The following is a 24062-nucleotide window of genomic DNA, read 5'->3' on the forward strand; positions in this document are numbered from 1 at the left end:
GGATGTTCATCAGATACTACCCATTGTTTGAGTAATTCTAAAATTCCCTCCTCATCTTTCCAACCAGTAGCTATTTGTCGCACCGCTTCACCTCTTACATACGAGTCACTATCAGAGTTTACCCTTTGTTTGAGCCAAGTATAAGTTTTTTGCTCATCCCTCCAAGTTGTAGCCACCACTTCCACCGCTTGAGTACGAATTTCACGAACTAGCTTTGCTTCATCGCTATAAGATCCATAATAATAACCAAGGTCATACCCAGTCAAATCTTTTAACCTATTTAATAACCGAAACCCCACATCACCAATACCATGACGACTCCTAACTTCAAACAAACACTTACCAGCCAAAAATAAATTCAGAAACTTTTCCTCTTCCCCCTCTTGCTCCATCAAATAACTAATAACTTCCCCCACAAACTTAGCATCTATCATCCCTGCAATTAACCGCAAAACCTCATGCCATGTTTCATCCCGCCAATGCTTACCAAAAACATCCTCAATCAATTCATCTTTATCAATTTTCTGTTCTTTTTCAAACTGCCAAACAAACTCCCTAGCACAAAAATATTCCAAAAAAGTTCGATGCACAAAAGCATAATATTCAGCTCCAACAAAACACAAAATAAAATTCCGACTCCGTAACTGTTCCATCAAAGCTCTAGCCACAGTTCTGGCATCATTAATATCTACACTTTTTAGATACTCCCAAATAATCTTTTCTAAATCATCTCCCAAAATCAAATTACCAGCCAAACCAGCAATATTTCCCTGCATAAAAAAAGCAACCTGACGCAAAATTGCCTGTTTATCTTTATAGTCAATAGTAATCGGGTCAATTTTCGCATCAACTAATGCTCTTTCCATATCCCATTGATGTAATAAAACCCGCGAAGCTTGATTATAAAGTTCGGCTCTATCTCTCGGCAATTCTTGATTCCGATTTAGAATAGCCATCATTGTTAATAACAGAGGATTTCCCGACAATTCTTTAATAGCTGGAGAATCCTTAATTGCCCGTTTTAACCTTTCCCTTTTTCTCTCTCTTTCCCCCTCATCGATATAAGTCAAATTATGCCAACGTTGCATAAAATCCTCAATTTGTTCCGCTGACAAATCTTGCAACATAAAATGATTAAATTCAGCATCCCGGAGTTTTTGTGGCTGATAACCAATCACCCGCGAAGTAACAATAACCCGCACATTTTTATAGACATTTGTAAACCGATGAATATCAGTAATTATTTCCTCTCGTTTTGCTGGATCGAAAACTTCATCCAGTCCATCAAACATCACAATAGCATCGCCATTTTGTAATTTGGCATGGAGTTCCTGTTGAGGTAGTTGACAAATTATTCCGCTACCTTTTTCTAGAAAATCCAGAAAATTTTGGCATTTATTAGCATCATGATTCTTCACATAAGTCCGTAGTTCAATTAATAGAGGAATTGGCTGTAAAGGTAAATCTTTCCGAGATAATTCTGCCCATTGAAGAGCCATATATTGTAATAAAGTAGACTTGCCAGAACCAGGGTTCCCCAGAATAACTAAATATTGATAATTGCTATTTTCAACTAACTCTAAAACCGAGCGAGTCTGCTGTTCAAAATATCTGCGTCTAAGACTTTCTAATCTTTCTTGAGAAAGTTCTTCCTCAAACTGCCCAGTCTCCCTTAATCGCTGCCGATATTCTTGAGGAATTTCATGTACTTGAGGCAGAAATTCCTGAGATTCCCGGACATTTTGAGGAATAAACATTCGCCATAATTTCAATTGATTATAGGCATAACCACTGGTATCTAAACTTTCTAATTTCAGATTTCCATATTGTTCTCGGATTCCCTCCTGATATTTTTCGAGGTCAAATTCTGGTTTAATTTCCGTGTTTTTATTTGCCAATTTATCCAGATTTTCTGAATTTAAGATTTTCCGTAATTCATCAGACTCGCGAATAATTTTTTTCACCCTTCTCTGATATTGCTTGGCAATTAATTCCCAGTCAAAATCATCTGGTAAAGGTGGATTAATTTCGTTCCAGGTAATAGCTAGTTTATTAGTATCTAAAATTTTTAGATCATGATCAAACCTAACCAAAACTTCTAAAATCGACTGATTTTTAATAAATTGTTTTAAAGGTCGGTCGTATTGCTTTAACTGACCTTCATTCAATTCCGCATTTTCTAACTCTTGCTGTATCAAATCTAAAAAATATTTAATAGCTTGTGCCGTAGCTTTTTGTAAAACTTTTCCATTTTTTATCCCACCAATAGCATCAGAAATACCTTGTTTAAAAAAATCTTTAACATAGTCTTCAGCGGCACCCTTACCTAATTCTCCAATAACTTCCTGAGCAATAAATTTAACCGCTTCACTACTCCCCCAAGCAATTAACCATTCAATCATAATTATTTCATCTGTTATGTGTTAGTTCTTTTTTATTATAAAAAAATTAGGAAGAGTTTATAGCAGTATAAATGAGGGGTAGTAGTCCAGTAGGGTGCGTTACGCTGACGCTAACACACCCTACTTCTTCTTCCTTCTTCCTTACTTTTTCACAATCATTTTCTCCACTGCTTCCGCAGTCGCAGGAGCTAATAACACCCCATTCCGATAGTGACCCGTTGCCAACAACACATTTTTAAACCCTTCCAAATAACCAACAGCAGGAGCTGGTTGACCCTCTGGACGAGGCCGCAAACCAGACCATTTTCTTAACACCGTTGCATCTGCCAAACTCGGGCAAAAACTAATAGCTCTTTCCATCACCGTATCCAACCTACTAGAGTCCGCTACCACCTCACCCGCATCATCAGGAAATTCTACCGTTGCTCCCACCCAATATTCATTTTCCCCCACTGGTACAATATTCACATCATCCCCAATTATCACTGGCTGAAAATCTAGATTTCCTAGAGGCGATCGCCCTTGCAAATATAGAGCTTGACCTAATACAGGCACAATAGTAAATTTACGGTCAAGATTTGATTTACGCTTCAGTTGTAGAGACCTTAACTTACCATCTTTTATTCCTTGCAAACATGGCAAAGACCCCAACCCCGCCGCCACAACTAACCAATTTACATCCGCCAAAACAGGAGCTTTTTTAGCTGGGTCTAGACTTTTTGTCCGTATTTGCTGACAACGATATTCGTTATTTGGTAGCGCTATAGTATTATATTCCGCAACTGTTACTCCAAAATGAAAATTCACCCCATTTTGTTGAGCAGCTTCTACCAAAGCTAAAGTCAGATCCACCGGGTTAATTTGGAAATCTTGAGGAGAATAAATAGCTGCTGTAACTTCAGATGTCTCGATCTGAGGAGAGCGATCGCGCAATTGAGCAATATCCCACATTTCCAATGGTAAACCATCTGCTTGCCGAATATCTACCAATTTTTTCCACCTATCTAAGTCATCCCCAGGCAAACACAACAACAAAATACCATCACGGTTATGAGAAATAGGGCGATTTATTTTTGCTTCCAACTCAGGAATTAAATTATGATAGCTCTGGACGCTCATGCGCCTCATTTTCCAAGGTCTGCCTTTAACTTTTTGGCTAATTACCCCCATCAACACCCCCAAAGCAGCGCCAGTGGAAGCTTGGGCAGGTGCTTGTTTGTCCAAGACCGTAATTTTTAACCCTTCAATTTTACTTAGTTGATAGGCGATCGATGCCCCAATAATTCCACATCCAATAATTACTATATGAGTCATGTTAGCGTTGCTGAATTAGTGTATTTACTTAGGAGTCAGGAGTCAGGAGGGAAGAAAGAAGAAGAAAGTTTTTTGATTGCGATCTTATCTTGACATGATATCATACCTAAAATCACCAACGCCAAAAATTTATAATTTTTTCTTGAAAAAGAAAGAAGGAAGAAGTGAATGGGTAAAGTAGAAATTAAGATAGGGCGTGCAGTGCACACCCCATCAAGTAATATTGAAATTTATCAAAATAATTGGGTCGCGCCACCCCGCCTTTTAAGGCGAAATATTTTTGGAGCGAAGCTCAAATGCCCTACTTCCCCTCCTGGGAGGGGTTAGGGGTGGGTTAACTTCTGACTCCTGACTTCGTTAACATCGCTACACTTCTGGTTGGGTGTAGGGTTTTAACTAGCTATTAGCTTTTAGCATTTCCGTACCGGAATGCTCCGCAAACAGCGCTTCAGCTTTTAGGATCTCTGGTTTAAATCCCCGGTTTCTATAAACCGGAAGGTTTAGGAGAGGTTGAAATCTCCTTCTAAATATTTATTGCTGACTGCTAAATGCTGACTCCTGATTGCTTATTTAATTAGGGCTTGCTGATTAAATCTAAAAGCATTGACATATAAAGATTTTAGCCTTTTTTTGGCCTTTAAAAAGTACCTTATCACGTCTAAAACGCTCAAAAAGGAGCGTATTTTAGGCGCATAGTTGGGCAGAAAAATTCAGGGACAATTCTTACTCCTAACTTCCTCGCTCATTCCCATTTCTCCTGTCTCCTGTCTCCTGTCTCCTGTCTCCTACCCCAGCAAAAAGACTTTATTCAGTAAACCCTAATTACTTTTAGGTATCAAACTGAAGAAAGTGTCAAAATCTGCTATTGCTTTTGTATACTCATTAGTCGCTTGCAGTTTGTCATTTGCTGCTGCTGCAACATCAATTTCTTCTAAATCCTGAAATACTTCCTTTGCTGCATCCAACACAGGTGCTTTATCCTTTGGCAATAACAAACTTTGGGTCAAATAGTTAGTCTTGCTCCGCAAGTCTCCTAAAGGCCCATGAATAAATGTATCTACATTGACCCAATCTTCCTTTTGAATTAGGGTTTTCAGTTCATCCATGCGATCGCGCAAAGCGACAATTCCCGCTGTGTACTGTTCAATTTTTTGTAATTGAGCATCTGAGTAGGTTGGCGGTGGAGCAGGGGAACCACAGCTTGCCAAAAACGCTACTAACAGCGCCATCATCCATGCTACTATCGAGCGTTTATTTAACATCATCCTCTTTGAATTTATCTACTAAATTGAATATTCCATCTTAGATTAAAAATGGAAATGACTATTTTGGCAAGGGGAGTATATATACTTAGGGTTTGTGCTCAAAAGTCTTATGGGTAAGGGTAGGAGACAGTAGACAGGAGACAGGAGACAGGAAGAACGGGGAATGAGCGAGGAGGTAGGAGTAAGAATTGTCCCTCAATTTTTCTGTCCGAAGGTTTGCCTTTTATGCTAACTTTTCGAGGGTTTTAGACTACTCCCAGCGCACAACTTGGGAATTCAAGAAGGCTCAAACCTTTACTTGCCAATCCTTTGAGATTAGATCGGTAAGCCCTACTTATAAACAAAGGTAGAGGAAAGATTGTGCCCTCTGCCTTCTGCCTTCTGCCTTCGTTCAATTGTTTTGCTTAATACTTCCAAACACTTTTTCTACTACACCGACTAAAGTCTCTCGTGGGAAAAAACGAGAAAGATTAACAATTACCTGATTTAAAAAGCCTCCTGTCACAGCATTAGACTGATTTTTTTCTAAAGCTTGAAGAGCATCTTTGACTACTTCTTCTGTAGGGGTCAATTTTGACATGGAAGATCCGCCTACAGATTTAGGAAATTCCGCTTTTTGGAAAAATTCTGATTCTGTTGGTCCAGGGCAAAGTGCTAATATCTTCACCCCTGAATCTTGATTTTCTGCCCACAATGCCTCACTAAAACTTAAAACAAATGCCTTTGTTGCACCATAAACTGACATATAAGGTAAAGGTTGAAAACCACCTATTGAGGAAACATTAATAATTGCCCCGGACTTATTTTGTTGCATTCCAGGTAAAAATAAATGTGTTAATTCTACTAAAGCAGTAATATTTAATTGAATCATATTAACCTGCTTTTCTAGAGGTCTCTCGGTAAAATTTCCATAGTCACCGAAACCAGCATTATTTACTAATAAATCTATAGTTAATCCTTTCTGAAAAACTGTCTCAAATACAGAATTTGTTGCTGCTGGTGCTGTTAAATCTTGGACTATTACATCAGCCTGAATTTGATATTGACTTTGTAATTCATTTGCTAATTTTTGTAGTTTATCTTCTGAACGAGCTACCAATACTAAGTTAGTTTTTCTACTTGCTAATTCTTTGGCAAAAATTTCACCAATTCCAGAAGAAGCACCTGTAATTAATGCAGTTTTCATTTTATTCGATCTGAGATTAGTTATGTAAAGTAAAGTTCTAAAATTACATTACATAATTAATCATAGTATAAAGGAATATAAATTTTATTAAATATTTACTAAATAGTGAAAATTCCAGCAGTTTTGGTAGATTAATAAAATAAATACCGGAGATTATATTATAACTTTTCGTATTCTATACTTGGATGGTGGCGGTATTAGAGGTGTAATGCCAGCCCGTATTCTTGAGAAAATTGAGGAACAATTAGGTGGCCGTTTAAAAGACCACTTCGATCTAATTGCTGGTACTTCAACAGGGTCTATATTGGCTGTAGGAATTGCACTAGGGAAAAGCCCTAAAGAATTATTAGATCTATATTTAGAAAAAGGTTTGCAAATATTTCCCTATCAAAAGCTCTTTTCACCCCAGCGGTTGCCATTAATTTTTAAATACGGTCTTTCTACCCCCAAATTTTCAGATGAAGGCTTAATTTCTGTACTTAAAGAGCAATTTGGAGAAGCCACATTTGCTGACCTGACGCCCAAATCCGATCAAGGTAAACCTCCGCTCAAAGTTTTAGTTCCTAGTTACGATACTCAAGATCGCAACCCAATTATTTTTAAGAGTTGGTTCCACGAGCGATGGTATGCTCAAGTTCCAGTTTGGGAGATTTGTGTCTCTTCTGCTTCAGCTCCTACTTATTTTCCTGCTCATCGAATCGAAAAGAATGGGCAGGTTTACTCTTTATATCATGTCCGTTTATATCGTTTGTGTAAACCCAAGGGTGAATATCTACAGGAAATGATGGTTTTTTCTTGCGAGGGTAGCCTTCTTTCCTCTTTCTTCTTCCTTCTTCCTTCTTCCTTCTTCCTTACCTTTGCTATACAAGACCGATGCTACCGGACATGATATTAATTGATGGAGGGGTTTGCGCTAATAATCCTGTTTCCTGTGCTGTAGCAGAGGCTATTAGAATATTACGGGAGTCTCCAAATCAATCTTTGGGAAGCGTAATCGATCAAATTAAAGTAATATCTATTGGTACTGGAGATCCTGCATCTCCTATTCCCTGGGAAAAAGTACGAGGATGGGGACTTGTACAATGGGGTTTGCGAATTGCAGATGTATTCATGGATGCACCACCTGATGTGCATAGATATGTTGCCGAACAAATTATAGGTGTGGGTAAAAATGACGATAAATCACGGTATATTCGTCTACAGTTACCCCTCAAAGACCCATTACTGGCAATGGATGATGCGAGGGAGACAAATTTACAAGCACTTTTGAAGGAAACAGATCGTTATCTCGATCAGGAAAAAGAGAGGTTAGAAAAATTCTTAGCTAACTGGTAACTGTTGTCACTAAGAGGAGTGGGGGAGTAGGGGAGTAAGGGAGTGGGGGAGTGGGGGAGAAGTAAACATAAGAATCAGGAACTACACAAATTCACCTTGAAAAGCCATATGTAGGGGCGAATGGCATTCGCCCTCACCGATTATATGACGATCAACACAATTACAGCGCTTCCCGTTTTTATTAGGTACATCCACGCGGGCAAGATGCCCGCACTACATGATTTTCACCATTTATCCTGTACATTACTCCGGAGACAGCGGATTTGATATAACCAACTCCTACGCGATGAATAATTCGACACCGGAAAGCTAAACTTCTTTCCTCCTCAAAAATAACAGTAGTTCATCTGTAATATCTCCAGACCAATGTTCTTGAGGATAATGTGCAGCTTCTGCTAATTTAACTAACTTTCCATTTTCACAAATATTAACTAAATTTTCAGCTTGACTAATATCTAACCAAGGGTCTTTTGTTCCCCAAACAATTAATGTCGGTTGTTGCCATCCTTTAAAACCAGATTCAATTTCTGCCATTGACTTTTTTAAGTCTAAATTTTGCACAATTGCTGATACGGATCTACCAGCAGCAGAACTTTTTAGATAAGGACTACGATAGACGTCTAAATCTTCATCAGCAACTGTTAAACAACTACCTTTTTCTAAAGTTCTATCGACAAATAGAGGGTCTTGAACTAGCATATCACCAACAAAAGGTATGCCTAATTGTTTCATTTGCCAAGGTAATTTTGCTGTAGAAGAAAGTGGTGTATTTAAAATAGTTAAACGCTCAATCTTTTCTCGATTTTGCAAAGCATATTGTAAACCGACAGAGCCTAAAAATCCTTGAATAACTAGATAAAATCGTTCAATTTCTAGAGCGTCAATTAATTCTGCTAAAGCCTGAATAAAAGCTTCTGGTTTGTAAGAAAAATCTCGCTTATCTAACTTAGGGGATAAACCACAACCTATCCAGTCTGGAGCGATCGCTCGATAACCTGCTTCAGCTAATTCGGGCATCATAGCAGTCCAACTATGACTTTGAGCAGGAAATCCATGTAATAGTAAAATTGGCAGTTTATCTGTTTCCTCATCGGGTTTAGCTTCCCGGTAAAACCATTCTAGAGAATCGACTGTTATATTTTTTTTCTCAATTGACACGACTTTTTTATCTGTTGACTAATAAATGAATATGGTGATTATATCATTTGATAGACAACAGGGAGCAGGGAATAGAAATTTTCTGTTTACTATTTCTTAATCCAAGATTTTTTTATCTAGTTTTTCTCTGCTTTCTTGTGATTTTAATTGCCGTATAAAATCCCTAATTTCAGTGACTAACCATTCTTGTTCTCTTTTACTCACACCATAGCCAAAAGGAAGTATTTTTCTGCCTTCAATAATATCTGATGTTTTACCTCTACTTCTACGACTAAACATCCTATTTTTCTGTTTAATCCAATACTCATTTGGATAAATTTGAAGATGAATTTTACTGCTAAACATAGACAATTGAAAACAAGTTATGAAAAAACATATTAAAATTATAGGGTTGAAAGGAAATTCTTTTGAAATCAAAGAAATGCCTATATTAACAATATGAATAAATAAGCATATTACCAATAGATTTACAATTATACTTTGAGCTGGAATTTTAATAATTAAACTTGTCGATTTCTTTTCCAGGGTGATTCGACTTTTTAGAGGTCTTTTATTGGGATATTTAACTGTATAATAATCATCATAAACAATTTCTGATTTCTTACTAAGTACATTCAAAGCTGCTGTTGCCGACTGAAATCTATCTTCCCACATCGGTTCTAATATTACTTCTAACCAATCTGTAAATTCTGGTGAAATTTTCACACAAGAACGAAAATCTATTTTCATTCTTTTTTGAGGTAGTTCATCTGGAGAACGATGGGTTAATAAATACAATAAAGTTCCACCTAAACTATATAAATCTGAAGCATAATAAGCTTTTCCTTGTAACTGTTCTGGTGGCATATATCCAATAGTTCCGACAAAAGTTCCACTGAAAGACATTGTCTGACGATAAATATCTTTAACTGCCCCAAAATCTACTAAAAATACTTGACCATCAGGTTGTAAAATAATATTTTCTGGTTTAATATCCCGGTGAATTATTGGCGGATTTAACTGATGTAAATAACTGAGAATGTTCAAAATTTGAATCCCAATATTTTTAACTTGTATTTCTGTCGGATGCCAACCTTTTATCACCCAAGTTGCTAAGGAATTTCCCCATACTAATTCACGAACTAAATAAAAACATCTATCTTGTTCTGTATCAATATAAAAATAATTCAAATATTTAGGAATTTGAGGATGATGCAAATTGGCAATAACTTTAGCTTCCCTCTCAAAAAGTTCTAATATTTTCCAGTCTTTTGCTTGTTGAAAAGAAACAGCTTTAAGTGCTACTCGCCGATAATTTGTCAGGTCTTCTGCTTCATAAGTAATTCCCATTCCTCCCTGTCCTAAAGCAGTGACAATGCGATATCGTTGAGCAATAATATCATTAGGTTGGTGTAAGGTCATTTCAGTTATCAGTTAATAGTTATCAGTTATCAGTAACTCATGGAATAGGGAGACTTGATACCAGAAATTTTCGGTCATATTCACTATTTTATAGAAAAGTCTTTATTCTATTTTACCTCAGACTAATTCACGTTAATCTAAAAAGAGAATTTTCTAGTTCAAAACTGGTATTGAAGCTATTCATTCTGACTGCTGACTCCTGAGTCCTAAAAAATATCCTAGCTATTTGTAGCAAAAATTTATCAAATTGGTATAAGGTGGCAGAGAATTATCATTTCCCTTATGGGTTTAATACCCCACCGTCAATGGGGGCGATCAAAATTGTTTGGGGGACGTAGACGCGGAGCGGCCCTTCGTTGACTATCCATAAGCAATTTTCCCTCCTGACTCCTGACTCCTGACTCCTGACTCCTTCTTCAATAAATTTATTAATCATGCAAATTCAGATTCAAACATTTACTGTCCATAAAAGATTTCCTTTAACTATTAGTCGAGGAACTACCGCCGAAAGTAACAACATTTTGGTAAAAATACAACAAGAAGGTATCGAAGGTTGGGGGGAAGCTTCACCTTTTTCTTTAGGGGAAAAACCGCAAACTACAAAAAATTTACAGCAAACTTTAGAGCAACTTACCCCTACTCTAAAAAAGTTTACTCCACTTGACCGACAACAAATAGAACAAGTCTTGATAGAGTTGGAAATACCATCAGCCGCTAGAGCAGCTATTGATATGGCCTTGCATGACTGGGTAGGCAAAAAAGTCGGGTTGCCTTTATGGCGACTTTGGGGGTTAGAACGAAATCACATTGTTCCCATCTCAGTTACTATTGGTATCAGCACCCCCGAAGCTGCCAAACAGAGGGTGCGGAACTGGCTAGAATTTATTGATGCGCGGGTGTTGAAAGTAAAATTAGGTAGTCCGGAAGGTATTGAAGCAGACCAGGCAATGTTGATGGCGGTCAAAGAAGAAGCACCCGCAGATGCTTTGTTATATGTAGATGCTAATGGGGGTTGGAGTCTGGAGGATGCAGTGAAAATGTGTGACTGGTTGGCTACAGTTGGGGTTATTTATGTGGAACAACCATTAGCTGCTATTTCAGCGATCGCCGATCTACCTCATCTTTACAGTCGCTCACCCTTACCTATTTTTGTAGATGAAAGTTGTTTTACTGCTAAGGATATTCCCGTTTTGGCAGAAATGGTTGATGGCATTAATATTAAGTTGATGAAGTCTGGGGGGTTAACTGAGGCAATGCGGATGGTTTATGTAGCTAAAGTTTGTGGGTTGAAGGTAATGTTTGGTTGTTATTCTGATAGTTGTTTGGCAAATACAGCAGCAGTACAACTTGCTCCCCTCGCTGATTATTTGGACTTGGATAGTCATCTCAATTTGATTGACGATCCGTTTATTGGTGCGGTGATGGAAAAAGGGCGGTTGTTGCCGAATGATTTACCTGGGTTGGGAGTTTTTCTGAATGATGGAATGATTGAATCAGAAGGCTAATTATTATAGCTGCCAAGACTAACTAAAGGAATTAACAGAAGAGCTATCTGGCTGACATCATGGTCCGCGAACCTAAATAATAGTTGCCAGAGAGGAAATATTCCTGGTCTGAGAAATGCGATTCTGGGGCGGACAAAAATTGCTCCAAAGGTTGACAATTATTTTGTTTCGATGTCAGAAAAGCGATCGCTAATTTTAAGTAGGCGATCGCTATCCACAAAAGTTTCAATTAGTAAGTCAATTTTTTAGAGATGCAACTAAATTGAAATTAATTAGTTTGAAATGCTTGTTACTCCGTAGTTTACTTTGTACAGTTAGAACTCATCTTCTAACTGAATCAATTCTTGAAATAGTTCAGTTCCTTTGATTTGAGTCTCAAACAACTTGGAAGTGCTTCTCTCCAAAGCTGGAGAAATCAACTCAACCAAATCATTCAGTTGAGGTGGTTGCGGATCTTGAGTCAAATCTTTTTGAAATTTAGATCCAATCTCAAACAGGTACTCTCCCAAGAACAGATCCTCAACAGGACCTACTTGTGGTAAAAATTCCAACTCTTCTGCTGCCTTTTGAAATCTAAGCTGAGGTAGTAATTTGAACCGACTCCAAATAAAGTCCTGTAAAATACATTGAGAAGCATAGCGCCCGAAAACATCTCGAGCAGTTGTTCCCAGGACCATTGGCTTTGCACGCAATACCTCCCGCAAAGACCAATGCCAACGCAATCCCCAGCACATGGCAGCAAACATACATTTCTGCAATTGAGGCGAGGCTAACCAAACAGCAACATTCAGAAAGTGGGCTTCAATCTCTGTGTTTGGCCGTTTTTTGGTCTCACAACAACTTTTTTAGCACTTCTTCTGACTCTGTAATATTAATTTTTAGTAATCCAGACATAGATTTCTAATATTATGCGATCGCTTTTGTTATTTGTAACATTCTTTTTTCAAATTGGTATAACTTTTAGCTAGGGCTTGCTGAAAAACAGCGTTCAAGGCGACAAGCTGGGGCTTTGAGGAAGTTCTAGGAGCGCTACGTCGTCAAAAGTCAGAAAGTATTAGTTGTCAAGGTCACTTTTCTCCTTGCAGCTATTGCCCCACAACCGAAGTTCGGCTGGGTTTCTAACCGACGAATCGCACTTCTGCACACTTGCTACTCAAACCCTTCTACTGGCTGTTCGTCTCTGTCAGAGGGTTCCTTATTATATATAGGTTGCTTATCTTTCACAACAATTTTTTTCGTAAAAGTGTTATTTTCTCGATTGATATCTGGATATTTATTATTGGGATCTACAGTGAAACTGATATTATATTCACCAGGAGTTAATCGGGTGTCATAACGGATGCTGTTCTCACTAGCTGTTTGGTTAGGTTCTAAAGAACCATGTTCCATGACTATAGGTCTAGTCTTGATGTGAGGAGCAGATATTAACCACTGTACTGCAAAAGGTTCAGAAGCTACGTTACCAAGATTAATTAAATCTGCTGTAAGAGATACTTTTTTACCAAGATTAATTGAATCTGCTGCTGGATAAACTTCTTTACCTTTAGTAAATAAAACACGAATATCACGCACCGCTAGATCAACTGTTGGTTTTGGTGGTTCAACACTTTCCCAATTCAGCAGGTTGGTCGTTTGACCCTCGATAATCGCAAATAACGGCCCAGAGCCGACAACATCAGGCGTTCTGACCCTCAATTGCGAATTTGTCCAACTGAGAATTTCCGCTGGTTTTCCTTGGAATAAGACGACATCATTGGGCTGTTGTTCCCCTAAATTACTTCCCTCAATAACGACTTCGCCTCCAGGCTCTCCTTTAGCAGGTTGAACTTGACTGAGGAAAGGTAACTTTCGCCACTGACGAAGTTTAATTTCCTCAATATCTGTTTTCTTACTAACTTCTGCTAACATGGCTGCTGTTTGAGTGTAACGCTCTAGGTCGTCAACAGAATAGATCGCAATGCGATTTAATCGTTTAATCTCCGAGGCTGTAATATTGAGTAAAGTTGTTAAAGGTTGAGTACTGATGGGTTGAGTTAAATCCTTACGCACACTTTGTAGCTGATTTTCCAATATCTGGGCGAAATCTAACTTCAGGACAGTGGCACTATTTTTACCAGGCTCGACGGTACGAAACTTAATTTCTCCTTCTGAAGTATGGCGTACATTGACTTCTAAATCGAGTTGAAGCTGTTTGATACCAATAGACTTACCACGGGCGTAAGATTTAAGGGAAAGGGTATCTTCGGCACGATCTATTTCGGCAGCGATCGCATCTACGATATCTGCTAGCTGCCATTCGATATTATCCTGTTGATTTGTCATGAGTCTTTGTCTGAATTTTGTTCTAAGGTGATCGTCATGCGAATACGACCCAGTTTACCGACGTTGGGGTTTTCTAGAGTTGAAGGTAAACTCACCATCATTCGTAAGTTATTGTCTGGTTGAGTTTGGCTTGAGGATTGTTTTTGATTTCGCAAGTATAAGTGAGCAGGAATATCAAAATGTACATCACTCACCTGTAACTTCATTGGGGCATTTTCTTGGGTGTTTACTTCCTCTAAAGTGCCATACATTTCCTGGGTAATTAGGGTGATTAAATCCCCTAGAGTAGAATCGCTCATACAGAGATCTTGCCTAAGTTTAAAATCAATCGTTTCCGAGTGAAGAAAGTGGTAGATTGGACGTAGCTACTCAATCCAACCTACCGGAATTGTCTTATTGCATGGTTTGATTGGCGATACGTGCTACGCACAGGCTACGCCAACGCGCTGAGTGGGGTAGCTTGACCGAACTGCCCCACTGTTATCATTGGGAGTGATGAGTTAACTCTCCACTGGTGCGAAAGTCTCAGTGCGGAAGCGAAGCTTCACCTGACCGATGATTTCTGTGCTCATGGTCAAAGAATCAAAAGAACTTTCATTGACCGCTTTAACATCAAGCTTACTATAGCTGCCTCCAACCGATACACGTCCCCAGCCCCAGCCAGCACGTCCTCGGATATAAGCGCCTCCTTGCTCCCGTACATAGCGAGATTCGGCTTTTCGATCTGCTTCGCTAGAACTGACTTTAAAGGTGAGTTTAGAGAGAATTTCCCCATCGGAGATTACAATCCTCGCCATCCCTTCACGAGCCATTTCTCGGAGATGATCAAGCATACTTTGAGCTAAGGACTCGGAGAGTTTCTTACGAATGTCCTTAACTTGATTGGCATTAAACTGCGTTGCGTTTTGTGCAATAGTTAGCGACAGAGGCGTATCAAGGTTACTAGTCTCTAATTCTAAAGCTTCCGCTACCTCTTTTAACTGTTGATTAGTAAATGTATAGTCGGAACGCACAACCGTTTGAGAATTGTCATTAGGATCTGGATAACGCTCAATCAAATGTGCAGTAACTTGGGCTTGAGAAACGTTTTCTGCTTCAAATTGCTTCAGGGTTTTAGCCAAGTTCGCAACCAAATCAGCATAAGCCTGCATCTGCTTAATAGTGGAGCCAATAATGGCATCAAAAGTACCATTAATTAACCCAGCAGTAAACTCCACAAAACCTAAGTTTTGCACCTCTTTCGCTACATCAATACCAGCTTGAGCAGTATTACCGATGTTACTTGTATCCTGTGTAGTAAAATCGGGCTGTGTTGTAAAAGTACTCTGTTCAGTAAAAGCGGGCTGTGGTTTCGGTCGTTCAGCCTTGGAATCAACTAATTCATACAGTGAATCCCGCAGAATACCTGCAATATCACTTTGAACCAATTGGCGCTCTTGTTCATCGCTCACTTTATTCATCGCCAAATCAACGATTGCATCTACAGTACGATTAATGCCTTCATTGATGGCCAAATCATTAGATTTGCTTTCAGATTGTGGCTGTGACAAATTGTCGTTAATTTGATTTGCTTCAGTCATGAAATTATTTGCTGTTAATGTTTATTTGCGGGATGTATATTCTCTTAGTGCACCACAGAAAGTTATAGCAATATTTTATGAAATTGGTATAACTCCCTTTTTGATACATTAATGTGAGAGAACTGGTTAGAAATCTGGAACAATACTGTTCTGGCAAGTAAGAACCAACTGTCCATTTAACTAATTTTCTCAAGAGTGGGTTGAGACATTTAAGTGTTTCATGCTTCAACCCTCTTGTTACTATTAACGGTTTTCCCGCAGAAAATATTCCAAAATTTGTCAAAAATATTTTTCTTGAATTGGCTTATGTTAAATAGGGACAGAAAAGTTGACAATTATTTGATATGGGTATAAGAAAAAAGCGATCGCTTTGGGTAAATTAGCGATCGCTTTTCACAAAAATAGTCGAAATTTCTATGCTATCTCTTAAGAGCAGTGGGGTTTTTCAACCTAACAGTTTACTGATGTACTATTGTAATATCTCAGTAACAGTATTGCTCAAGGTTGGCTCTCTACTTACCTGAAGCAATCCACGCAATATGCCACTGGCGCTGATTGGCATCGTTTATGTATCTGAGACAGATGTCCCTTTACTAGAAACACTATCTAGCCAATTAAATCTATGGGAAAATTTGGAAATAGAAGATTTAGCCATCAAAGCAGCTCAGATTGTCCAAAATCTTGACCAATGTTATCCAAAACGAAAGTACCAGGAGCTTTGGTTCGGAAGAGTTCAGGGCAAAACTCAAAGACAACTTGCTCAAGAAATTGGATTAACCCAAAGTACTATTTCTAAGCGCTGGAAAGAGCTAGAAAGTCGTTTACTTGAAGAGATGGGATTTTAACAATTAGTAGGACGTTGTCATTATTCCTATTATTAACCAAATTTTTAGGTGAATTTGTGTTAATTATATAAAATCTGGTTATACAGTAATCGCAAAATTACTTCGTTATTAATACAGACTTTCTATTGAATACGAATTTAAAAATTCATGCTATTCCAACCCTTTCTTTCTCAATGCTACTAACTCCTAACTCCTGACTCCTGACTCCTGTGAAATCATACATATATTCAGCAACTCCAAAAAACGTTCTATCTTCAGCCATTGCCAAATATTTCCCCATCTCCCCATCTAATTTAGTTGCACCTCTTTTCTAACATCTATTAATACTTTATTGCCTCGAATCAAATTATACTGACTCTTCCATTTACCCAGAGCAAGTGGACGCTGAGAATTATTACGTTTTCCTGCATATCCTATCCATGTTTTACTGGCAGATTTAATTTCTTTTTTATTGTCTATAACCTGCTCGCCATTAGGAGCAAATAATTGATAATGCTCTATATCTCCAGGCAAAACACCGTATATTTGTACCCAAAATATTAATGCTCCAATATCTCCAGGTAAAACTGTGTCATAAAATTTGCCTTTCCATAAATCATCCATAGTAGGCGCCTCCCCAGCAAACCCAGTCCGAATAATACCAGTTGGTTTATAACTCAACGGTTTTTGCCAAATTGGGTTACGAGGAGTATTGCAACCACTCTCAGCATTAACTCCCACAAATGGGTCTACAATTTTTCCCTGATATCTAATACTCAAATGTACATGAGGAAAAGAAGCTAAACCAGATTCTCCTACCATTCCTAATTGAGTACCTGCTTCCACAACTTTTCCTGGTTTAACGGTAACACTACTATTGCGCAGATGGCAAGACTGAGTTTCCCAACCATTACCATGATCTATTACGACTCCATTACCGCATTCAATACCATCAACTGCTTCTTTATCTGCCTGATTTTTTACCCGTTTGTCAGGTATTCCATCTCGCACTCTTAATACTTTACCTGGAGCTACTGCTTCTACAGGTACACCTCTGGCCATTGTTTTTTCATCCGGTATAGCAAAGTCTGTTCCTTTATGACCGTCGTAAGTTTGCCGACCGCAGCCAAAATCTACTGCATTTGGACTGGGGTCGCGATCGCTGTACAATAGAATAAAGCAGTCTTTGTCTAAGTTACATTTTATGGGCAAGTCAAACTTGGAGTTTGGTATTTGAGCAATAGATTTGTCAATAATAGAATTTTCAAATAGTACTGTATTGGCATTAGCATTATAGCTGGCTAATATTATGACTAATATTGTGAGGAAGGTGTAAAAATATTTTTTCAGTTTCATAAGTTTTTTTATCCTCTAAAACTTATCATCAGTCTAACAATAGACAACTTTAGAACAGAGGGAGTAGGAGGAAAGAATTAATAATTCCCTTCTGCCTTCTGTCTGCTGCCCTCTGCCTTTCCTGATAAATTATCAATTATTTCTCCCTATTGCCTGTTGCCTGTTGCCTGTTGCCTATTGCCTCTCTCCTAATTAACATCAAAAACATGATAACCCCATGCAGGTAAATCCAAATATAAGCCTCGTGAAACCAAATTATCTCCCAAACGGTCGTAACTAATATCACTCATTAAATCTTGTAGTCGATATGTTTCACCCCTGAGACTCTCAAATGGCAACTGAACATAACATTGCCCTCGATCAGAAGCATAGTTAACAATTATCAACAACAGTCGCTCATCTTTTCCTTCCCAACTGAAAGCAATAAAATTATTCCATGTAGAATTTCCTTTCCATGCAGTAACACATTCAAGTAATTGCCAATTTCCCTCATGGAAAATATCCAGAGCTAAAGAATCTAATAATTGATGGTAAAATCTCTCTATGTGTGGAACAGTAGCTTCTTCAGGAGCATAACATAAGTGCATCGAAATTTTTTTAGACCAACCTTGTAACTGACCTTGATGGAAAAAATGTAAACCAGGGGTAAAATAAGCCAAAATGGCAGCAGCTTCATGAACTCTTAGTGGAAAATCTGCATTTGCCCTGGGTTCATCGTGATTTTCCATAAACCGTGCTAACTTACTTTGAAAATCAAGACCAGCATAAAGATTTTCTCTGACTGGAACTGCCTGCTGTTGATGGAGGCGATCGTATAAGCGTTTGTCATAAGTGTAATTAAATCCTCGCTGTTGCAATTCCCACTCCAAATCCCAATATACTTCTGCCATAAAGATCAAATCTGGATGTTGCTGTTTAATTTGGGAAATTGCATTAGGCCAAAACGGTTGCACTGGAATACCCCAAGTCTGCTCAAAAATATCTGGCAATATTAGCATTGCCATATCGCAACGAACACCATCGCACAAATGAGCAATATTGAATAATTCTGCTAACATCCCCTCCTGTAATTTGGGGTTGCCGTAGTTCAGTTGCAAAGTATCAGACCAACCTGGAAAATAGGGGTCTCTTCCATGAGCAAATATTTGGCTACCTGTTGGCAATTCTATTCGTATATAGTTCTGGGGTTCTCGTTCAAGATCGGCCTGAGTTCCGTGAACATAAAAGTCAGGATTTGTTTGTACCCAAGGATGGTCGGGGGCGGTATGGTTGGGAACAAAATCAAGCATGAGTTTTAGCCCCCTTTGATGGAGGCGATCGCGCAGTCGTAACATAGCTGCATTGTCACCAAGATTTTCATGGATGTGATAACCTGTTACCGCAAAACAAGACCCGCAAATATAATCTTCTTGGAACTCATCATCAAAAAGTTCTATAGCTTCCTTTCGCACATCAGGATTTGCACGAGAGATATCTCGCGCCATTATTCCTGTTTGCCAAACTCCTAAAAAGTATACCCAGTCAAATCCCCAGTGTACTATTTGGTCTAATTCTGGATCGGGAATATCATCTAAGGTGGCGCGACGACCAAACTTTTGGGACAATCTATTGAGCCAAACACGGGTGTTTATTTGATATAGGGAAGGATTAATCATATATTTCATATTTGAGAGTTTCAAACTATCCATAACATCATAGAACAAATCCCTTACTGGCAAAGCGATCGCTTGTTTTTCATCATCTTTGTCTAGAAGGTTATTGATGCTGTATCTAATATCAACAGGACTTACGCAAATTGACTGTTAAACCACCATCTGTAGAGGCGAATTGGCTAACGCCAAGCTCCGCTAACGCCCTCCCCATAAGTAGAGTTTCAGCGTAAGTCCCGATCAATTTAGTATTGTTTTAATACAAGGTTCCCATATCAGATCTCCAGTCAACCGTTTGTCACTCACCTTAAAGGAAGGTGTAGTTAATAATAAATAATTTTCTGTAAATTCAAAGAAACGTTCTTGGTTTGTACCAACCCAATTAGGAAATAAAGAGGCTTTAACATGATGAATTACTTTTTTATCCTTAATTTCATAGCTACCACAATAGGAGATATATGTTTCCATAGCGTTAGCTTTCTCCTGTGTACTTCCTCCCAAAAAATCTGCAGAGGAAAACTTGGGACGCCTTGCAGCCATAATTACCGTTGACATATATCCATCTTCTGTATACATTAGATATCCGATTGTATCTTTACCGTATGGGTAGCTTACTTTACCATTTACATCTTTGAGTTCAAAAGATACCAGTCGCCAAGTTCCAACAAATCGGTTTTGTACCATTTTAGTTCCTGATTTTGTTTTCCAGAAATTAATATATAGTAGAGGATTAGATTGTTGACTGCTTAACTTTCTAACTTGTCTAATTTTGACAAAAGAATAAGGTCTCGCCTTGGAAAATCAATGTCTAATTCAGCAGCGCCACTTATTTATTTTTTGGTCTGCGTTCATCCAACTTCCGATATACATCTCGCAACTCAACATTATGTTGGGCAAGAGCAACTAAAGTATGGTAAAACAAATCTGCCACCTCCGAAGCGATCGCCTCTTTCTCATCATCCTTACACGCCATGACTACCTCCGCTGACTCTTCCCCAATTTTCTTGAGAATCTTATTATCTCCCCCGGCAAATAATTTACAAGTATAAGAACCCTCCTGGGGATGGTCGCGGCGATCGCAAATCACATCAAAAAGCTGAGATAAAATATCCGCAGGTGGCTTGACAACTTCTCCATCCACCTGATGAAAACAACTCCTCTCTCCCCTATGGCAGGCAATATCTCCGACCTGTTCCACTCCTAGTAACAAAGTATCGCTGTCACAGTCGTAGCGTATCCACTGAATATTCTGAAAATGACCAGAAGTTGCCCCTTTATGCCAAAACTGCTGACGAGAACGACTCCAAAACCAAGTTTGCCCTGTTTCTAGAGTTTTTTGCAATGCTCCCTGATTCATCCAGGCCATCATTAACACTGTACCATCTAAATAATCTTGAATAATAGCAGGCACAAGTCCTTGTTCATTGTAACGAACCTGCTCCACTGGAATCGATTGACTTAAAGCTACTGGTTCGGAGGTAGACATAATTTGCCAAAAAAATCTATTTGTATACTCGAAGTCTAGGATATCTTCTGAGTATTTTCTGAATATTTAATTTTAAGTTTTAATTTATTTTTTTATCGCCTATATCATACCATCAATAAATTGTCAAAAAAAGCTTCATAATTCTCCAAGATTAACTATAAATATGCCCCTAGGGCAATGATACAATTACCTAAATATACATAAGGTTTATTTTAATTTGGTGATAACATAAAATCCCCCGTAGGGATTGAAACAAACACAAATGAAGGAGATTAACTTGGTAGTTACTACACTCAACACAACTAAATCTGAAGAAATTTTTGCAGCAGCCCAAAAACTCATGCCTGGGGGAGTAAGTTCCCCAGTCAGAGCATTTAAGTCTGTTGGTGGCCAACCAATTGTATTCGATCAAGTCAAGGGAGCATATATCTGGGATGTTGATGGCAATCAATATATTGACTATGTTGGTACTTGGGGACCTGCTATCTGTGGTCATGCTCACCCAGATGTATTAAATTCCCTCAAAGAAGTTCTGGAAAAAGGCACCAGCTTTGGCGCACCCTGTGCTTTAGAAAATATCTTGGCTGAAATGGTTATTGATGCTGTACCTAGCATCGAAATGGTCCGCTTTGTCAATTCTGGTACAGAAGCTTGTATGGCCGTACTGCGTTTAATGAGAGCTTTTACAGGTAGAGACAAAGTCATAAAATTTGAAGGTTGTTATCATGGCCACGCTGATATGTTCCTCGTTAAAGCTGGTTCTGGTGTGGCAACTCTGGGTCTGCCAGACTCTCCTGGAGTCCCTAAGTCTGTTACTAGCAATACCCTAACTGCTCCCTACAACGACTTAGAAGCAGTTAAGCAACTTTTTGCCGACAACCCTGACCAAATTTCTGGTGTTATCCTCGAACCAGTAGTTGGTAACTCTGGATTTATTACCCCAGATGCAGGTTTCTTGGAAGGGTTACGGATGATTACTCAAGACAATGATGCTTTACTGGTGTTTGACGAAGTTATGACTGGCTTTCGTATTGCTTATGGTGGTGCTCAGGAAAAATTTCAGGTTACTCCAGACCTAACAACTTTAGGCAAAATTATTGGTGGTGGTTTGCCTGTAGGAGCTTATGGTGGTCGCGAGGATATTATGTCAATGGTAGCCCCAGCAGGCCCAATGTATCAAGCAGGTACTCTGTCTGGTAATCCTCTAGCTATGACTGCTGGTATTAAGACTCTGAAGTTACTAAAGGAACCAGGTACCTATGAACAGTTAGATAAAATTACTAAAAGACTTGCTGATGGCTTATTAGCGGTTGGAAAAGAAACTGGTAACCCTATTTGTGGTGGGCATATTAGTGCAATGTTTGGTATCTTTTTCAATAAAGGCCCAGTTCACGATTATGAAAATGCCAAAAAGTCTGATTTGAGTAAGTTTAGCAAGTTCCATCGTGGAATGTTGGAGCGAGGAATTTATCTAGCACCTTCTCAATTTGAAGCAGGTTTTACTTCTTTAGCTCACACAGAGGAAGATATTGACAAAACTTTAGCTGCAGCAAAAGAAGTTATGTCTAGTCTTTGACATACTTCCGACGTTGCGCTTGAGCGACAACGCGGGGTTCTTCAACCCGCAAAGGAGTTGCAGTTTATACAGACAGAGGTGATGTTCTCCCCCTGTCTCCCTCAGTATAGGATGTTCTGGCTCTCCCATACGGCGCTGAATCGAATATTACAGCGCGGGACTTCCCGCGAGGAAAGTATAGCGCTACGCGCAAGTTAGAAGTCAAAAGTCAAAATTAAAAAGTCAAAATTAAAAAGTAATCTATGACGCTAGTTTTTCCTAGGCCAATGCTTCCCTACGGGATGCTACGCAAACGCAAATAGGGTTTAGTAGTGTCCTAACCTAAATCCGTAGTGCCATAAAAGTTTTCAAATGGGTAATTGATGACTTTATAAGTTGATCATTACCCATTAGACATCTCCACCAAAAGAGGGAGTAGGCAGTAGGGGGAAAGAATTGATATATATAGTGTGATAATTGATTTGATTTTTTATTATCGGAGATGTCTATTACTGATAGATTATTTTTTGGGAGATGAAGGCTCGAATAGTTGGCATAAAAGTCATAGAAAATGAAGAGAGTTATGCTAGTAAAACATCTACAATTGGCTTGGAAAAGTCTTGTCAGAATGATACTTATTTAGGTAACGATTTTCTACAGTCTTTTAAACTACTTCTTATATTTAATATTATGTCCGGATAATTAGTGACAAAAAAAACTTTCTCCTTTTCCTCCTCTGTTTTCTTACTTTTTCCTTCTTTCTTCCCTCCTGACTCCTGACTCCTGACTCCTGACTCCTCCGTCATTTATTTATAACTATTCAACCGGACATGATATAACAAATGCTTCATAGAATTTGGCAATGGCTAAAAAATTTATGGACAAAACTTTTGGGGTTATTTTCTCAGTCTCATCTAGATGTATCTGAGAACACTCAACCAACTTCTGAGTCTTTGCCCCCACTGACAGATACAGATTACGATTTTTTGTTTGGTCAACTATTGGAGGGTGTTGCCCAGGGTTGGCAGTCTGAGCGCGTGCAGAAATTTTTTGATGAATTAGGAGAAAGGGGCAAACCTGAACTTTGGCAGGAATGGTTGCAACGGTTTGGAGAAAGGTTATTAGTCTCCCCTAAACCTAATGATGAGTTAGCTCAGAGAATGTTAGGGTTTGCTGAATTGACGCGATCGCTACCTTCTCTACAATCTTTGGGAGCAATGGGTCACAACATTGGTACTCAACTTTTAAGTAGGGATGATAGTGGGGCGATCTGGGAATATGATGGACTTGATGTTGGTGTTTCTCCACCTCTACAAACATTTGTGAGTGAAGAAAAAGATGATGATGCCATGTCAGAATTAGTAGTTAAACTTCAGGAAAACCCTAATTTATTAGCAACAGTTGCCCAACAGTTAGGGGTACAAACGAGTGACCCTAGAGTAGTTATTCAGGCAATGGTTAGTCAGCTTGGGGTAGGAGTGGAAAATCAAGCACAGTCTGCTGAGAGTAATGCTGAAATATGGGCGAAGTTGGGTTTAGAGCAAGCTAAAGCAGGAGATTTACTTGGAGCAGTTGATAGTTGGGAAAGCGCTCTGACTCTAAAGCCAGATTACCATCAAGTTTGGTACAATCGTGGGAAAGCTTTAGTACAACTAGAAAGGTGGGAAGAAGCGATCGCTAGCCATGATAAAGCAATAGAAATTAAGTCTGATGATTATTTGGCT

General features: G+C 38.7%; 24 protein-coding genes. 6 read left to right on the forward strand and 18 right to left on the reverse strand.

Annotated elements, in window-relative coordinates; all coding sequences use genetic code 11:
• From D5R40_RS19220 to D5R40_RS19235, 4 genes are all read right to left on the reverse strand, one after another.
• The coding region (locus D5R40_RS19220) for an NACHT domain-containing protein (RefSeq protein WP_124155062.1) at positions 1–2402 on the reverse strand (2402 nt) is incomplete at its 3' end.
• A gap of 141 nt (positions 2403–2543) precedes the next feature.
• Positions 2544–3716, reverse strand: a complete 1173-nt coding sequence (locus tag D5R40_RS19225) for an NAD(P)/FAD-dependent oxidoreductase (protein WP_124143388.1) — start codon at positions 3714–3716, stop codon at positions 2544–2546.
• A gap of 818 nt (positions 3717–4534) precedes the next feature.
• Positions 4535–4981 (reverse strand): photosystem II protein PsbQ, encoded by a 447-nt coding sequence (gene psbQ / locus D5R40_RS19230; protein WP_124143389.1) that lies wholly within the window; start codon positions 4979–4981, stop codon positions 4535–4537.
• 391 nt (positions 4982–5372) lie between these two features.
• A complete protein-coding gene (locus tag D5R40_RS19235) occupies positions 5373–6167 on the reverse strand; it encodes an SDR family NAD(P)-dependent oxidoreductase (protein WP_124143390.1) in 795 nt (264 codons plus the stop codon).
• 181 nt (positions 6168–6348) lie between these two features.
• Here D5R40_RS19235 and D5R40_RS19240 point away from each other — a divergent pair, with 181 nt between their 5' ends.
• Together D5R40_RS19240 and D5R40_RS19245 are read left to right on the forward strand one after the other, a co-directional pair.
• The gene (locus D5R40_RS19240) at positions 6349–7056 is read left to right on the forward strand and encodes a patatin-like phospholipase family protein (RefSeq protein ID WP_282433646.1); all 708 of its coding nucleotides are present in this window, start codon (positions 6349–6351) and stop codon (positions 7054–7056) included.
• Positions 7053–7502 carry a patatin-like phospholipase family protein gene (locus D5R40_RS19245; RefSeq protein ID WP_192901291.1) on the forward strand — a complete coding sequence of 150 codons (450 nt, stop codon included), beginning with the start codon at positions 7053–7055 and terminating at the stop codon, positions 7500–7502. The genes D5R40_RS19240 and D5R40_RS19245 overlap by 4 nt, the downstream gene beginning before the upstream one ends.
• 309 nt (positions 7503–7811) lie before the next feature.
• Here D5R40_RS19245 and D5R40_RS19250 read toward each other — a convergent pair whose 3' ends face one another.
• The 3 genes from D5R40_RS19250 to D5R40_RS35585 form a co-directional block, all read right to left on the reverse strand.
• A complete protein-coding gene (locus tag D5R40_RS19250) occupies positions 7812–8660 on the reverse strand; it encodes an alpha/beta fold hydrolase (RefSeq protein ID WP_124155064.1) in 849 nt (282 codons plus the stop codon).
• Positions 8661–8756: 96 nt separating this feature from the next.
• Positions 8757–10061, reverse strand: coding sequence for a serine/threonine protein kinase (locus tag D5R40_RS19255; protein ID WP_124155065.1), 1305 nt, complete (start codon positions 10059–10061; stop codon positions 8757–8759).
• Positions 10062–10341: 280 nt separating this feature from the next.
• The gene (locus D5R40_RS35585) at positions 10342–10497 is read right to left on the reverse strand and encodes a hypothetical protein (RefSeq protein WP_161564342.1); all 156 of its coding nucleotides are present in this window, start codon (positions 10495–10497) and stop codon (positions 10342–10344) included.
• On the opposite strand from D5R40_RS35585, the gene D5R40_RS19260 reads away from it, so the two are divergent.
• Positions 10496–11566 (forward strand): dipeptide epimerase, encoded by a 1071-nt coding sequence (locus D5R40_RS19260; protein ID WP_124143394.1) that lies wholly within the window; start codon positions 10496–10498, stop codon positions 11564–11566. The two genes, D5R40_RS35585 and D5R40_RS19260, sit on opposite strands and share 2 nt — an antisense overlap.
• Before the next feature lie 43 nt (positions 11567–11609).
• Here the strand turns inward: D5R40_RS19260 and D5R40_RS19265 are convergent, their stop codons facing one another.
• From D5R40_RS19265 to D5R40_RS19285, 5 genes are all read right to left on the reverse strand, one after another.
• Entirely contained in the window at positions 11610–11795 is a 186-nt protein-coding gene (locus tag D5R40_RS19265; RefSeq protein WP_124143395.1) for a hypothetical protein, read from the reverse strand.
• Positions 11796–11880: 85 nt separating this feature from the next.
• Positions 11881–12312, reverse strand: coding sequence for a hypothetical protein (locus D5R40_RS19270; protein WP_124155066.1), 432 nt, complete (start codon positions 12310–12312; stop codon positions 11881–11883).
• A 403-nt stretch (positions 12313–12715) separates the two neighbouring features.
• Positions 12716–13888 (reverse strand): IPT/TIG domain-containing protein, encoded by a 1173-nt coding sequence (locus D5R40_RS19275; protein ID WP_124155067.1) that lies wholly within the window; start codon positions 13886–13888, stop codon positions 12716–12718.
• On the reverse strand, positions 13885–14187 hold the full coding sequence (locus D5R40_RS19280) for a hypothetical protein (RefSeq protein WP_124155068.1): 303 nt from the start codon (positions 14185–14187) through the stop codon (positions 13885–13887). The genes D5R40_RS19275 and D5R40_RS19280 overlap by 4 nt, the downstream gene beginning before the upstream one ends.
• A 201-nt stretch (positions 14188–14388) precedes the next feature.
• Positions 14389–15468 (reverse strand): hypothetical protein, encoded by a 1080-nt coding sequence (locus D5R40_RS19285; protein WP_124155069.1) that lies wholly within the window; start codon positions 15466–15468, stop codon positions 14389–14391.
• A 539-nt stretch (positions 15469–16007) separates the two neighbouring features.
• Between D5R40_RS19285 and D5R40_RS19290 the strand changes: the two genes are divergently transcribed.
• Positions 16008–16313: a winged helix-turn-helix transcriptional regulator gene (locus D5R40_RS19290; protein ID WP_124155070.1), complete on the forward strand. Its 306-nt coding sequence runs from the start codon at positions 16008–16010 to the stop codon at positions 16311–16313.
• A gap of 145 nt (positions 16314–16458) precedes the next feature.
• On the opposite strand, the gene D5R40_RS41265 is transcribed toward D5R40_RS19290, so the two are convergent.
• The 5 genes from D5R40_RS41265 to hisIE all read right to left on the reverse strand — a co-directional run bounded on the left by D5R40_RS41265 (position 16459) and on the right by hisIE (position 20783).
• The gene (locus D5R40_RS41265; RefSeq protein ID WP_275670454.1) at positions 16459–16593 is read right to left on the reverse strand and encodes a hypothetical protein; all 135 of its coding nucleotides are present in this window, start codon (positions 16591–16593) and stop codon (positions 16459–16461) included.
• An 8-nt stretch (positions 16594–16601) separates the two neighbouring features.
• A complete protein-coding gene (locus D5R40_RS19295; RefSeq protein WP_124155071.1) occupies positions 16602–17648 on the reverse strand; it encodes a M23 family metallopeptidase in 1047 nt (348 codons plus the stop codon).
• Between the two features lie 188 nt (positions 17649–17836).
• Complete coding sequence (locus D5R40_RS19300; RefSeq protein ID WP_124147271.1) at positions 17837–19303, reverse strand: alpha-amylase family glycosyl hydrolase; 1467 nt, start codon at positions 19301–19303, stop codon at positions 17837–17839.
• A gap of 234 nt (positions 19304–19537) precedes the next feature.
• Positions 19538–19981 (reverse strand): lipocalin-like domain-containing protein, encoded by a 444-nt coding sequence (locus D5R40_RS19305; protein WP_124147270.1) that lies wholly within the window; start codon positions 19979–19981, stop codon positions 19538–19540.
• A gap of 142 nt (positions 19982–20123) precedes the next feature.
• Complete coding sequence (hisIE, locus tag D5R40_RS19310) at positions 20124–20783, reverse strand: bifunctional phosphoribosyl-AMP cyclohydrolase/phosphoribosyl-ATP diphosphatase HisIE (RefSeq protein WP_124155072.1); 660 nt, start codon at positions 20781–20783, stop codon at positions 20124–20126.
• A gap of 277 nt (positions 20784–21060) precedes the next feature.
• On the opposite strand from hisIE, the gene hemL reads away from it, so the two are divergent.
• Positions 21061–22359 carry a glutamate-1-semialdehyde 2,1-aminomutase gene (gene hemL / locus D5R40_RS19315; protein ID WP_124147268.1) on the forward strand — a complete coding sequence of 433 codons (1299 nt, stop codon included), beginning with the start codon at positions 21061–21063 and terminating at the stop codon, positions 22357–22359.
• A 614-nt stretch (positions 22360–22973) separates the two neighbouring features.
• On the opposite strand, the gene D5R40_RS35590 is transcribed toward hemL, so the two are convergent.
• Complete coding sequence (locus D5R40_RS35590) at positions 22974–23144, reverse strand: hypothetical protein (RefSeq protein WP_161565019.1); 171 nt, start codon at positions 23142–23144, stop codon at positions 22974–22976.
• A gap of 36 nt (positions 23145–23180) precedes the next feature.
• Between D5R40_RS35590 and D5R40_RS19320 the strand changes: the two genes are divergently transcribed.
• The coding region (locus tag D5R40_RS19320; protein WP_124155073.1) for a tetratricopeptide repeat protein at positions 23181–24062 on the forward strand (882 nt) is incomplete at its 3' end.

The sequence above is a fragment of the Okeania hirsuta genome (assembly GCF_003838195.1).
Classification (GTDB): Bacteria; Cyanobacteriota; Cyanobacteriia; order Cyanobacteriales; family Microcoleaceae; genus Okeania; species Okeania hirsuta.